Raw genomic sequence first — 13162 nt, 5'->3', positions numbered from 1 at the left:
CATGTCTCAGATTTTCTTTCTCAATGGGCCCAATGCCAATCTTTACGGTATGGATCGCCACGGTACTTACGGCAGCGACAGTTTCGCCAGCATCGGCGAGCGCTGTCAGCGGCGCGCCGACGCGCACGGCCTCAGGCTGCAGTTTCGTCAGAGCAACCATGAAGGGGTGCTGGTGGACTGGATTCAGGAAGCGCGCCAGCAGGCAAACGGGCTGATCATCAATGCCGCCGGGTTGTCGTATCGATCGGTGCCGATTCTGGATGCGCTGCTGATGTTCGATGGCCCGATCATCGAAGCGCACATGAGCAATATCTGGCAGCGCGAGCCGTTTCGTCATCAGTCGCTGGTGTCGAAAGCCGCCACCGGCGTGATCGCCGGGCTGGGCGCGCTGGGCTATGAACTGGCTATCGATGCGCTGGCGACGCTGCTACAGGAGCCCAGCGCATGACGACGCTGGTGTTTTATAGCGAGTTCGACAGCTTCGAGGCGTGGTCGGCGCTGCTGGCACCGCAGTTACCGGATGTCGCTATCTGCCGTGCCGATCAGGTCGAGGATGCCGATAGCGTGCAGTTTGCGCTGGCGTGGAAGCCGCCGCGCGGTTTTTTTGCCCCGTATCGCCAGCTGAAATTGCTGGTGAATCTGGGCGCGGGCGTCGACTCGCTGGTGGGGCGCGACGACCTGCCTGACATCCCGATCGTCCGGCTATCGGACCCGGATATGGCGCGCATGATGGCCGGTTACGTGCTGTTTGCCGTGCTGCGTTACGCGCGTGACATACCGGCATTTGAGCGCGCACAGCGTGAACATCGCTGGCACTATCTGCATCCGCGCGAGCCGGCGTCGATTCGCGTGGGCGTGTTGGGGCTGGGCGAACTGGGTGCGTATGCGGCGCGCGAACTGGCGCGTCAGGGCTTTGACGTGCGCGGCTGGTCGCGGTCGCCCAAAGCGCTGGACGGCATTCACTGCGTCAGCGGTATGCAGGCGCTGGATGCGTTTCTGGCCAGCAGCGACATTCTGGTGGTGATGCTGCCGCTCACGCCGGAAACCCACGGATTGCTGGATGCGCAGCGTCTGGCGCGGTTGCCGCCGGGCTGCGCGCTGATCAACGTGTCGCGCGGCGCGATTGTCGATCAGCCCGCGCTGACCGCGGCGCTGCAGAGCGGACAGATCGCCCACGCCACATTAGACGTGTTCGATCGTGAGCCGCTGCCGCCCGACGATGCGCTGTGGAGCATGGAAAATGTGCTGATCACCCCGCATCTGGCGTCGGTAGCGATCCCGGCCAGCGCCGCGCGTCAGGTCGCTGATAACATCCAGCGGGTGATGCGCGGCGAGCCGGTGCTCAACCAGGTGTTTCCCGCGCGGGGTTACTGAGCGCGTCAGGCGACGCGCACCACCTGCGGGTCGAAGTAGCTTGGCGCGGCCATGCCGGGAATGTATTGATCGGAGATGAACATGCGGCAGCGTTCGGCGAAGGCGTTGACCACCATCGACTGCTGCACGTGGGCCACCGTGGCGTATCCCAGCAACATCGGCCGGTTCACGCCGGCAAGGCGCACGCGGATCACCCGTTTGCCATCCTGCGACAGATTGGCTTTGGGCCGCACATTGGCGATGCCAAATCCCACGCCGTTGGCCACCATCGCGCGTACCACTTCCATATTGCCGGAGCGCATCACAATGTTGGGCGTGACGCCCGCTTCGCTAAACAGGCTGAGAAAATATTCGCGGCTCCACGGCATATCCAGCAGCACCATCGGCACCGTAGCGAGATCCTGAATGGTCACCGCAGACTGACTGGCAAACGGGTGATGTTCGCCGACCATCACATACGGCGGCAGCTGTGCCAGCGACTGAAACGCGATGTCGCTGGCCGGCACCAGATCGTAGGTCAGCGCGATATCGATATCGGCGGCGCGCAGCTGTTTCAGCAGCTGTTCATGATTGCCCTCCACCAGCGTGATGCGCACGCCGGGGAAGGCGCGGCCAAAGCCAAACACCAGCTCCGGCGTCAGCATCGGGGCCAGCGTGTCGAGACAGCCGACGCGCAGCGGGCCGCGCACGTTATTCAGCGACTCTGAGGCGATGGTATACAGATTCGACATCTGTTCCAGAATCAGCTTCGCCTCTTTTAATACCTGATGGCCAATGGCGGTGAGCGACACGCCCTGCGCGTGGTGGCGCACAAACAGCTGCACCCCCAGCTCAGATTCGATGTGGGTAATGGCGGCCGAGATCGACGGTGACGATACGTGAATACGTTCGGATGCGCCAATAATGCTGCCGGCTTCGCCGGACGCGACGAAGTATTCCAGCTGGCGCTGGGTGATGCGACTGAGCATGCAGATTCTCCTGGTGTCGCCAGCGCGATCTTGTCGCGCCGGCTTTTCTATTTACCCCTGTTTCCATGCATTTATCATGCCGGACAGCGAATAGCAGCATAATCCCCTGCCTGACCCTTCACGCCCATTCGCTTCTGCCTCACTAAGGCTTAAGAAAATCCGTTGCAAAGCAGCGACTTTTTTAGCGTCAGAAATTCCGATGCAACGGCGAGGAAAAGGCTGTTTTACCGCAGCAGCGGCCAGCGGCAGAATCGCTGTGACACCTGCTTTTCACTTTCGCACTGTTTTGGCGCAGCGCGCCGTGGCGAATCAACGGTGGTTCAGAGCAGCGATAACAGCCTTTTCATTCACTGGGGACAAAAATATGTTGCGTAAGATGTGTGCCTTAACGTTGTTAACCACGGGAATTCTGAGCGCAGGGAATGCCATGGCCGCCGACAAGCTGATTGTCAGCACCTGGGGCGGCAGCTTTAAAGATCTGATCGATCAAACCATCGCTAAAGAGTTCACCAAAGAGACCGGCGTCGAAGTGCAGTTCGTCACCGGCGGCACCATCGATCGCCTCAACAAAGCCAAACTGGCGGGCGGTTCGCCGGAAACTGACGTGACCTTCACCACCGCGCACGTCGGCTATCTGTATGCCAACAGCGACCTGTTCGAGAAGCTCGACATGAGCAAAATCCCTAACGCGGTCAATCTGGTGCAGCAGGCGAAAGTCAGCCCGTATCATCTGGGCGTGTGGGGCTACGTCTACACCATCGGCTACCGTCCGGATCTGGTGCCGAAAGGGGAAACCTTCACCAGCTGGAACGACCTGTGGAAGCCGGAGCTGAAAGGCACGCTGGCGCTGCCCGACTGGGATCCAAGCCACATCATCGCCGTGGCTGCCAAACTCTCCGGCAGCGATGCGGCGCACTGGCAGCAGGGCCAGGCGAAGCTGAAAGCGCTGATTCCTAACATCAAATCGTTCTACACCGATGATGCCAACAGTCAGCAGTTGATCTCCACCGGAGAAACGCCGGTGCAGGTGATGCTGTCAATGAACGCCTACAGCATGATTGCGGAAGGGGTCAACATCAAGCTGGCGATACCGAAAGAGGGCGCGATCCTCGGCGTGGATACCGTCGGCATCAATAAAGGCAGCAAACATGCCGATCTGGCGTACAAGTTCATCAACATCGCACTGAAACCGGAAATTCAGCAGCAGGTGGCGAAGATCTATCGCGGTAGCCCGACGGTGACCAACGCGCATATCGATCCGGAGCTGGCGAAGCTGCCAGGCATGCTGACCACGCCGGCGCAGTGGAATGCCACCATCAATACCGATCCCCAACTGCGTGCGGAGAAAACTGCCGAGTGGCGTCAGTGGTTCTCTGAAAACATCATGTCTCACTGATTGTCCTGGTGCTGCGGCGGGGCGGGTGCCTCGCCGTAGCCGGTACCACCTATGCAGGCAGTAACGTCCATGACGAAAAAACCGACATTTTTACCCTGGTTCATTCTTCCCGCCACGCTGACCGCGATTGGGCTGGTCGTCGCGATGTTTGCGGTGATGCAGTTCAGCGTGCGTGCATACATCCCCGGCTCGCTGGATGTCGGCGGCTTTACGCTGGCCAATTTCAGTGGCCTGTTCAAACGCATCTACGGTGACGCGTTTCTCAATACCGTGCTGCTCAGCGCCAAAACGGCCTTATTTGGTTTGCTGATGAGTTACCCACTGGCCTATGCGCTGGTGCGCACCCGCACTGCGTGGATCAAATCCACCATTCTGATCATCGCGATTACCCCGCTGTTTCTGGGGGAAGTGGTGCGCACCTATTCGTGGATTATCGTGCTGGGTAACAGCGGCTTTCTTAATAGCCTGCTGCTGGCGCTGGGCATCATCAGCCAGCCAATCCAGTTTATGTTTACCCAGACCGGCGTGGTGGTCGCGCTGGTGCATGTCACCATGCCGATCATGGTGCTGATGCTGGCGACGGCGCTGTCACACATCAATCCGGACTACGAAAAAGCCGCCACCAGCCTTGGCGCCGGGCCGGTCCGCGCGCTGCTGACGGTGACCATTCCGCTGTCGATTCCCGGCATCATCGCCAGCCTGACCACCGCGTTTGCCTGGACCTTCAGCGCTTTCGCGACGCCACAACTGATTGGCGGCGGGCGCGTCAGTACCGTGGCTACGCTGGTGTATCAGCTGGGCTTCTCCTCGATGAACTTCCCGTTTGCCGCAGCGCTGAGCATTGCTGGCCTGCTGCTGACCATTCTGCTGCTGCTGGCGCTGAAGCGCATGACGCGCTTCCTGCACGCCATGGGAGGGCACTGATATGACCCGTTCTCACAACGACAAACTAATTGCGCTGCTGGGTAAACTGCTGGTGATCGCCATTCTGACGTTTGTCATGTTGCCCACCGTCGTGGTGTTTATCTCGTCGTTCAGCAGCACCTCCGTGCTGTTCTTCCCGCCGAAAGGCTGGTCGCTGCGCTGGTTTGAGCGGGCGCTGAGCTACGACGATTTTCGTCACGGCTTCTGGTCCGGACTGATTGTCACAGCATGGGCGTCGACGCTGGCGGTGATCATCGGTGCCACGCTGGCAATTGCCATTGAGCGCTATCGCTTTCCCTGCAAACAGGTGCTGGAGAGTATTCTGCTGTCGCCGCTGTTTATTCCGCATTTCACCATTGGCCTCGGCCTGCTGATGCTGGTGTCGCAGCTCAATCTGGGACGCGGCTACGCGCTGGTGATTTTCTGCCACGTGGTATTAGTGCTGCCGTTCGTGCTGCGCAGCGTCTATGTATCGCTGAAAAATCTCGAGCAGCGGATAGAACTGGCGGCGGCCAGCCTCGGCGCATCGCCGCTGCGCGTGGTATGGACCATTACCGTGCCGCTGATTCTGCCGGGCCTGTTTGGTGGCTGGCTGTTCGCCGCGATTCTCTCATTCAATGAATTTACCGCCTCGCTGTTTATTACCACCCAGGCGACGCAGACGCTGCCGGTGGCGATGTACAACTACGTGCGTGAATTTGCCGACCCGACGCTGGCGGCGCTGTCGGTTATTTATATTGTGGTGACCGCCGCGATGTTAATAATCGCCAATAAATTTTTCGGGCTGGGAAAAATATTAAACGTTGAGGCCGGGCATTAATTTCGCTGTGCCATTAAGCCACCGTTAAACATGACAACCTGGTGTTAATCGCCAGCGGCGCAATATTTGCGCCGCGCTGGTGGCATGCCAACTATTCGGGGATGACCTATGTCAGTAGAAAAAATCAATACCGTGATCGTCGGAGCGGGCCAGGCGGGTATCGCCATGAGCGAACATCTGGCGCAGATGCAGATCCCGCACGTGGTGCTGGAGCGCAGCCGCATTGCCGAGCGCTGGCGCTCCGAACGCTGGGACTCGCTGGTGGCTAACGGCCCGGCGTGGCACGACCGCTTTCCTTCGCTGAAGTTTGATAATATTTCACCGGAGGCGTTTCCGCCGAAAGAGCGCATGGCGCAGTATTTCGAGGATTACGCAAAGATGCTCAACGCGCCGGTGCGCACCGGGGTTGAAGTACAGCAGGTAACGCGGCTGCCCGGACGCAGTGGCTTCCGGGTGGTAACGTCGGTGGGAGAATTCGACGCGGACAATGTGGTGGCTGCTACCGGGCCGTTTCAGAAGCCCGCGTTCCCGGCCATCGTGCCTGAAGGCGCGGTGCCGCAGCAGATCCACTCATCGGCGTACAAAAATCCACAGCAGCTGGCGCCCGGTGCGGTGCTGGTGGTCGGTGCGGGCGCGTCCGGCACCCAGATTGCCGAGGAGCTGCGTCAGGCCGGCCGCGAGGTGTTTCTGTCGGTCGGTGAGCACTACCGCCCGCCACGCGCCTATCGCGACCGTGATTACTGCTGGTGGCTTGGCGCGCTGGGGCTGTGGGACGAGGTGAAAATCAAGCCGAAGAAACAGCACGTGGCCTTTGCCGTGAGCGGCTATGAAGGCGGTAAAACCGTGGATTTCCGCCGGCTGGCCCATATGGGCATTACGCTGGTCGGCATCACCGAGCGCTGGGATAACGGCGTGCTGCGCTTTGCGCCGGGGCTGGCAGAGAATATCGCCGAAGGTGACAGAGCTTATTTCGAGGTGCTGCGCGATGCGGATGCGTACATAGAACGCAACGGGCTGGATTTACCGGCCGAGCCGCAGGCGTGGGAGCTGTTGCCGGATCCGGACTGCCTGTTAAATCCGCTGATGCAGCTGGAAGTGCAGGCGGCGGGCATCAGCACCATTATCTGGGCTACCGGGTTTAAATTTGATTTCAGCTGGCTGCAGGTGGATGCGTTTGATGAACAGGGCCTGCCATTCCACAAGCGCGGTATTTCTGCCGAGCGCGGTATTTATTTCCTTGGCCTGCCCAATCTGGTCAACCGGGCGTCGTCGTTTATTTACGGCGTGTGGCACGATGCGAAATATATTGCCGACCACATCGCGCTGCAAAATGCCTATTCGGATTACGTGAAGTCGTAATTATTTTCCAGGTGCGCATGAATGCGCACCCTACGGAGAAAGTTCACCCTTAAATTGTATCATGTAGGGTCGCTATTAATAGCGGCCCGCTATAGCGACTGAACCGTATTTATTCTGGCTCTGCTGGTGGATGAGGCAATCGGGAAGATGACGTATAGCTTTGATAGAGCGCTTTGATATCAGGATCATCAACCGCACCGTAGTAAATGTCTTCTTTATCTAAACCGTCCAACCCTTTTATGCCACTAATCATTGCCGGCCATTCGCTTCGACTGGCAATATCAACAACGCAGGGGAGTAAATAATTATCCAGATGGCCTTTAGCGGGTTCACGAATCTCAGCGCTGAGTGCGCTAAGATACGCATCTTTTTTGGTTCTTGCCCATTCAATGGCAAAGCCAGCACGGTAGGTCATTTCCATAAATAGCAACAGCAACGTTCGACCATTACCATCCAGAAAAGGATGAGCAAAAGCCAGTTGTCCCATAACCTCACCCGGTTTTTTTCTGAACCGCGATGAGTCGCTGGCAAGGCGCAGAGCATAATCAACGGCGAGCTGAATCGAGTGGGGCTGCTCAAACATGGTAAAATGAGCATCTTCTGGCATGCCTTTAAACACAGCAAGATGAGGAACTAACTCGTTGCGATCTTTACCCGCCCAGGGATAAAAGTCAGAAAACAGAATTTTATGAACTGACAAAAAAGTGCTGTAAGTGATTGCAGGTTGAAGTGCCAGGAAATGAAGCGCATCTTCGACGCTCGATTCAAAGGCCAGATGCTCAGCTTTTTTTACCTCATCCACATCTTTAAGCCCCAACGCGTTTCTCAGGTAGCCAGAAGTAGAAAAATCGCTGAAAGGATCAAACGTCATGCGCTGAAGTTCTGCTTGTGCTCACGTTTTTCCTGCAGATAAGAACCCTGAAGCTTCAGCGTTTCTGCTTTAGTCAGCACACCTTTTCTTTTGAGATTAACCAGCAATTGTTCAACGTAATCCAGTTCTACTCTGTCGCCTGCCAGATGAGTAATCGCAGCAGCCATAAGGCTGACACCGTCACGCTCTGCGGTGATATGGTTAGCCTTCGCTAAATTCTGGATCTGGCTGGCAATACTCAGAGATGCATTTCTGCTCATAATTAATCTCCCGTCAGAAGTTCAATTTTAGCACGCTGCATCGTCAAAGTCAGTGGGAAGAGTCGCTGAACCACAGGGCATCTCTCAGCGGTAACACTGGTGAAGTCTGACATAGCAATCAGCAGATTCCAGACAAAAAAATGCCGGTGGGCGATTGCTCGCGCACCGGCATCGGTTCGATTGACTCAGCGATGGCGTATTACAGCGCCATATCCTGCTTCGCGGACTCTTCGCGCGGTTTGGCCTGCGCAGGTGCTGACTGCTGATTGTCCATGTTAATCACTGGCGGTTTGGTCAGCTGCAGCACGGATGCGGTGTTATCCCATACCTGCTGGGTCAGCGCGGTGTTGCCGTTCAGCTTCTGGCCGAAGCTTGGCACGATAGCGCGGATCTTCTGCTGCCACTCCGGTGACGCGAACTGCTGCGGGAACAGCTTCTGCATCACGTTCAGGGTGATCGGTGCCGCGGTAGATGCACCCGGTGAAGCACCCAGCAGGGCCGCCACGGTTTTCTGCTGATCGGTCACGATTTCGGTACCCAGCTTCAGCACGCCGCCTTTCTCAGCATCTTTCTTGATGATCTGCACACGCTGGCCGGCCTGAATCAGTTTCCAGTCCTCTTTACGCGCGTTCGGGTAGTACTCTTTCAGCGCGGCAAAGCGGTCGTCATCGTTCAGCATCACCTGACCAATCAGGTATTTCACCAGGTCAAAGTTATCGATGCCCACGTGCGTCATCGGCATGAAGTTACTGGTGGTGGTGGCGCTCAGCAGATCGAACAGCGAACCGTTCTTCAGGTATTTGGTCGAGAACGTGGCGAACGGTCCAAACAGCACCACTTTTTTACCGTCGAGGTTACGGGCATCGATGTGCGGTACCGACATTGGCGGTGCGCCTACGGAAGCCTGACCATACACTTTCTGCAAGTGACGGCTGGTGATTTCCGGGTTTTCGGTCATCAGGAACGAACCGCCCACCGGGAAACCGCCGTAGTTATCGGCTTCAGGAATACCGGTTTTTTGCAGCAGCTTGATCGCCGCACCGCCCGCGCCGATGAATACGTATTTCGCATCCACTTCACGGTTTGCGCCGCTCTTCACATCTTTGATGGTGACGTGCCAGGAGTTGTCGCTGTTGCGTTTGAAATCGGTGACTTCAGAGGAGGTTTCCAGCTTGAAGTTCTGATCTTTCTGCAGGCTGCCGATCAGCTGACGGGTAATTTCACCGTAGTTCACATCGGTACCCACCGGCGTCCAGGTGGCGGCCACTTTCTGATTCGGATCGCGACCTTCCATCACCAGCGGTGCCCACTGCTCGATCTGTTTGTGATCGGTAGAGAACTTCATGCCCTGGAACAGGGTCGTTTTCTGCAGCGCCGCATAGCGTTTGGTCAGGTATTCGACATTTTTGTCGCCCCAGACAAAGCTCATGTGCGGGGTGGAGTTGATGAACGAACGCGGATCGTGCAGCACGCCACGCTGTACCTGGCTGGTCAGGAACTGGCGGGTAATCATGAACGATTCATTGATTTCCAGCGCCTTGCTCACATCGATGGAACCGTCTGCACGCTCTGGCGTGTAGTTCAGCTCCATGTTGGCAGAGTGGCCAGTACCGGCGTTATTCCAGCCGTTAGAAGATTCCAGCGCGACGCCGTCGAGACGCTCAACCATCAGTTGTTTCCAGCCCGGTTGCAGCTCCTGCAGCCAGGTACCGAGCGAGGCGCTCATGATACCGCCGCCAATCAGCAGCACATCGGTTTTTTCTGGTGCGTTCTCAGCGTGAACCGCTGAAGAGACAAGCAGTGCCGTCAGCGAAAGCGCGGACACAAGTTTTTTGGTCTGAGTCATGCCAGTCCTGTTTATTCTTTGCAGATGAACGTTAAAAATTCGGTTGGCAAATTAAAAGATTGTTACGAAAAGATTAACTTGTTTTTAGTTAATTAACTATTGATGGCAATTAATTAACTTTTATAAAAGCGAAGTGGCGAAATAAACGGCAGGAAAGCAGCAGCAGTGCGGGAAAAAGCAACAATATATCCGCTAACGGAGCGCGGATATAATTTATAACCACGGGCACGACTTAGGTCAAATTAAATCCGCCGCCGCGATGACAAATCATGCACTATCACTGCACGGAGCGTGTTGATGATCTGACGCCGAAAGGGTTTACCCTAAGGTCTCTGATGACTTGTTTAACTTTCGCGTGGACATGAGCATGGCGGGCAAAACCCTGTATGAAAAGCTGATCGAACAGCATGTGGTACGTCACCTGGACGATGAGGGGCACGTGCTGCTCTATATCGACCGGTCAATCCTCAATGAATACACCAGCCCGCAGGCGTTTAGCGGTCTGCGCGACCGGTCGCGTCGCGTGCGTCATCCGGCCACTATTCTACTCAACGTCGACCACGTGAACCCGACGCGGCCAGTGCGCGATGCGGCGATGACCGACGCTGGCGGTCAGCTGCAGGTCGATTACTTCCGCAAAAATGCTGAACACTTTGGCATCGAGCTGTTTGACGTGCTCGACCCGCGACAGGGCATTGAACATGTGGTGGCGCACGAGCAGGGGCTGGTGATGCCGGGGATGGTGATTGCCGCCGGCGACAGCCATACCACCACTTACGGGGCGTTTGGCGCGCTGGGCTTCGGCATCGGCACCTCAGAAATCGAGCACCTGCTGGCGACACAGACGTTGATTTATCGCACGCTGAAAACCATGCGCGTTGAAGTCACCGGCGAGCTGCCGTTTGGCTGCGCCGCCAAAGACATCGTGCTGGCGTTGATCGAACAGATTGGCGCATCCGGCGCTACGGGGTATGCGATTGAGTTTACCGGCAGCGCGATTGATGCGCTGAGCATGGAAGGGCGTATGACGCTGTGTAACATGGCGGTGGAAGCCGGCGCGCGCGGGGCGATTATCGCGCCGGATGACAAGGTCTACGCTTACATTGCCGGCAAACCGCAAATGCCGGTGGGCGAACTGTGGCAGCAGGCGCTGGCCGAGTGGCGCACGTTGCGCAGCGATGATGATGCGGTATTTGACCGGCAACTGACCATTGATTGCAGCGATCTGGAACCGAAAGTCACCTGGGGCATCAGCCCGGATCAGGCGTGCGCCATCAGCGGCCACGTGCCTAATCCGGCTGACGAACCCGATCTGGTGAAACAGCAGGCGATGAAAAATGCACTGCACTACATGGGGCTGCAAGCCGGCACGCCGCTGGCCGACATTGCCATCACCCACGCGTTTATCGGCTCCTGCACCAATGGGCGCATTGAAGATTTGCGCGCTGCGGCAGCGGTGATTGGTACCCGCAAAATCGCGCCGCACGTGCGCGGCATCATCGTGCCGGGCTCAACCCAGGTACGGCAGCAGGCGGAGGCGGAAGGGCTGGCGGCCATCTTTATCGACGCCGGCTTCGAGTGGCGTCAGTCGGGCTGTTCGATGTGTCTGGCGATGAACGAGGATGTGCTGGCACCGGGCGATCGCTGCGCATCGGGCACCAATCGTAACTTTGCCGGCCGTCAGGGCGCGGGCGCGCGCACTCACTTAATGAGTCCGGCGATGGTCGCCGCCGCTGCGCTGGCGGGCCATCTGGTTGATGTTCGTCACTATCTGCAATCCGGGGTTTAATATGCAAGCTTTCACTACCATCACCGGCAAGCTGGCACCGCTGCCGGCTGCTAACATCGATACCGATGTGATTATGCCCAAGCAGTTTCTCAAAGGCATTGACCGGCAGGGGCTGGATCGCGGCGTGTTCTTTGACCTGCGCTTTCTGGCCGACGGTGCGCCAAACCCTGATTTCATCCTTAATCAGCCGGGCTGGCAGAACGCGACGTTTTTGCTGGTTGGCGCCAATTTTGGCTGCGGCTCCAGCCGCGAACATGCGGTGTGGGGGCTGAATCAGCTGGGCATTCGCGCGATTATCGGCACCAGCTTCGCCGGCATTTTTGACGACAACTGCCAGCGTAACGGCGTGCTGACGCTGAGCCTGAGCGAGGCGGATTATCAGCGTCTGAGCGCGGTGGCCGCCGATGCGCAGCGCAACACCATCAGCGTGTCGCTGGAGCAGCAAACCATCCAGTTCGCGGATGAAGTGATTCACTTTACGGTCAGTGCCCTGAAGCGCGAGATGCTGATCGGTGGCGGCAGTGCGGTGGACTGGACGCTGCAATATGAAGCGGATATCAGCCAGTTTGAAGCGCAGCACTTTGCGCAGCGTCCGTGGCTGCAGCGCACCAGGGAGCAACCATGAGTGAGATTATCGACCGCGGCCCGTCGCCGTTTATCGCCGGTTTTACCCTGCAGGATGTGACGCTGGATAATGGCGTTACGCTACGCGTGGCCAGCGGCGGCAAAGGCACGCCTTTGCTGATGCTGCACGGCCATCCGCAAAATCATCTGGCCTGGCGTAAAATCGCACCACAGCTGGCGCAGCATTATCAGGTGATTCTGCCGGATTTGCGCGGCTACGGTGACAGCGACAAGCCCGCCAGTGACGCTGAACATCTGCCGTATGCCAAACGCAGCATGGCGCAGGATATCAGCCAGCTGATCGACGCGCTCGGCCTGCAGCGCGTGGCGTTTGTCGGCCACGATCGCGGCGGGCGCGTCGGGCACCGGCTGGCGCTCGATCATCCGGAGAAAGTCAGCTGCTGCGTGTTTGTCGATATCGCACCGACTGCCACCATGTACGCGCTGACCGATCAGGCGTTCGCCACGCGCTACTTCTGGTGGTTCTTCCTGATTCAGCCGCATCCGCTGCCGGAAACCATGATTGGTCACGATCCGGCGTTCTTTTTGCGTAAACACATTGATGGCCAGCTGAAAACGCCGGGTGCGACCGAAGCGGCGATATTCGAAGATTATCTGCGCTGCTATCGGGATCCGGCGATGATCCACGCGGTATGTGAAGATTATCGCGCCGCTGCCAGCATCGATTTGCAACACGATGCCGCTGACAGCGACCGGCGCATTGCCTGTCCGCTGTTACTGCTGTGGGGCGAAAAGGGCACGGTCGGTCAGCTGTATGATGTGGTGCACACCTGGCAGGACAAGGCGCTGCAGGTGCAGGGCGAGGCGTTACCGTGCGGCCATTCACCGCAGGAAGAGGTGCCAGAGCGGTTTCTGCACTCGCTTCAGCGCTTCCTGGGATCTGTGTTATAACCACGTGGCGTTCACTCAC

Annotated in this window: 13 protein-coding genes; 9 read left to right on the top strand and 4 right to left on the bottom strand. The window is 57.7% G+C overall.

Annotated features, from left to right (window positions below; translation table 11 throughout):
• Nucleotide 1: 1 nt before the first annotated feature.
• Nucleotides 2-448, top strand: coding sequence for a type II 3-dehydroquinate dehydratase (locus F3J36_RS06475; protein ID WP_088517647.1), 447 nt, complete (start codon nucleotides 2-4; stop codon nucleotides 446-448).
• Nucleotides 445-1374 (top strand): glyoxylate/hydroxypyruvate reductase A, encoded by a 930-nt coding sequence (locus tag F3J36_RS06470; RefSeq protein ID WP_176428155.1) that lies wholly within the window; start codon nucleotides 445-447, stop codon nucleotides 1372-1374. Before F3J36_RS06475 ends, F3J36_RS06470 begins: the two co-directional genes overlap by 4 nt.
• A 5-nt stretch (nucleotides 1375-1379) precedes the next feature.
• On the opposite strand, the gene F3J36_RS06465 is transcribed toward F3J36_RS06470, so the two are convergent.
• Entirely contained in the window at nucleotides 1380-2342 is a 963-nt protein-coding gene (locus F3J36_RS06465) for a LysR family transcriptional regulator (protein WP_021509493.1), read from the bottom strand.
• 364 nt (nucleotides 2343-2706) lie between these two features.
• Between F3J36_RS06465 and F3J36_RS06460 the strand changes: the two genes are divergently transcribed.
• The 4 genes from F3J36_RS06460 (at nucleotide 2707) to F3J36_RS06445 (ending at nucleotide 6841) form a co-directional block, all read left to right on the top strand.
• Nucleotides 2707-3738, top strand: a complete 1032-nt coding sequence (locus F3J36_RS06460; RefSeq protein ID WP_166719242.1) for a polyamine ABC transporter substrate-binding protein — start codon at nucleotides 2707-2709, stop codon at nucleotides 3736-3738.
• Between the two features lie 69 nt (nucleotides 3739-3807).
• Nucleotides 3808-4662 carry an ABC transporter permease gene (locus F3J36_RS06455; protein ID WP_166719241.1) on the top strand — a complete coding sequence of 285 codons (855 nt, stop codon included), beginning with the start codon at nucleotides 3808-3810 and terminating at the stop codon, nucleotides 4660-4662.
• A gap of 1 nt (nucleotide 4663) precedes the next feature.
• Complete coding sequence (locus F3J36_RS06450; protein ID WP_058781434.1) at nucleotides 4664-5482, top strand: ABC transporter permease; 819 nt, start codon at nucleotides 4664-4666, stop codon at nucleotides 5480-5482.
• A 108-nt stretch (nucleotides 5483-5590) separates the two neighbouring features.
• Complete coding sequence (locus F3J36_RS06445; RefSeq protein WP_166719240.1) at nucleotides 5591-6841, top strand: NAD(P)/FAD-dependent oxidoreductase; 1251 nt, start codon at nucleotides 5591-5593, stop codon at nucleotides 6839-6841.
• Between the two features lie 109 nt (nucleotides 6842-6950).
• Here the strand turns inward: F3J36_RS06445 and F3J36_RS06440 are convergent, their stop codons facing one another.
• The 3 genes from F3J36_RS06440 to mqo all read right to left on the bottom strand — a co-directional run bounded on the left by F3J36_RS06440 (nucleotide 6951) and on the right by mqo (nucleotide 9818).
• On the bottom strand, nucleotides 6951-7712 hold the full coding sequence (locus F3J36_RS06440) for a Fic family protein (RefSeq protein WP_166719239.1): 762 nt from the start codon (nucleotides 7710-7712) through the stop codon (nucleotides 6951-6953).
• Nucleotides 7709-7972: a hypothetical protein gene (locus tag F3J36_RS06435; protein WP_104187249.1), complete on the bottom strand. Its 264-nt coding sequence runs from the start codon at nucleotides 7970-7972 to the stop codon at nucleotides 7709-7711. The genes F3J36_RS06440 and F3J36_RS06435 overlap by 4 nt, the downstream gene beginning before the upstream one ends.
• Nucleotides 7973-8171: 199 nt before the next feature.
• Nucleotides 8172-9818 carry a malate dehydrogenase (quinone) gene (gene mqo / locus F3J36_RS06430; RefSeq protein WP_166719238.1) on the bottom strand — a complete coding sequence of 549 codons (1647 nt, stop codon included), beginning with the start codon at nucleotides 9816-9818 and terminating at the stop codon, nucleotides 8172-8174.
• 367 nt (nucleotides 9819-10185) lie between these two features.
• On the opposite strand from mqo, the gene leuC reads away from it, so the two are divergent.
• The 3 genes from leuC to F3J36_RS06415 are packed head-to-tail and all read left to right on the top strand — an operon-like array spanning nucleotide 10186 to nucleotide 13143.
• Nucleotides 10186-11607: a 3-isopropylmalate dehydratase large subunit gene (gene leuC, locus F3J36_RS06425; RefSeq protein ID WP_058770123.1), complete on the top strand. Its 1422-nt coding sequence runs from the start codon at nucleotides 10186-10188 to the stop codon at nucleotides 11605-11607.
• 1 nt (nucleotide 11608) lies between these two features.
• On the top strand, nucleotides 11609-12232 hold the full coding sequence (gene leuD, locus F3J36_RS06420) for a 3-isopropylmalate dehydratase small subunit (protein ID WP_058775054.1): 624 nt from the start codon (nucleotides 11609-11611) through the stop codon (nucleotides 12230-12232).
• Nucleotides 12229-13143, top strand: coding sequence for an alpha/beta fold hydrolase (locus F3J36_RS06415; protein WP_166719237.1), 915 nt, complete (start codon nucleotides 12229-12231; stop codon nucleotides 13141-13143). The genes leuD and F3J36_RS06415 overlap by 4 nt, the downstream gene beginning before the upstream one ends.
• The last annotated feature ends 19 nt before the right edge of the window (nucleotides 13144-13162 follow it).

This window comes from Pantoea sp. Cy-640 (genome assembly GCF_011752635.1).
GTDB classification, from domain to species: Bacteria; Pseudomonadota; Gammaproteobacteria; order Enterobacterales; family Enterobacteriaceae; genus Pantoea; species Pantoea dispersa.
The sequence above is the reverse complement of the archived record's forward strand: the minus strand, read 5'-3'. Positions and strand labels throughout refer to the sequence as shown.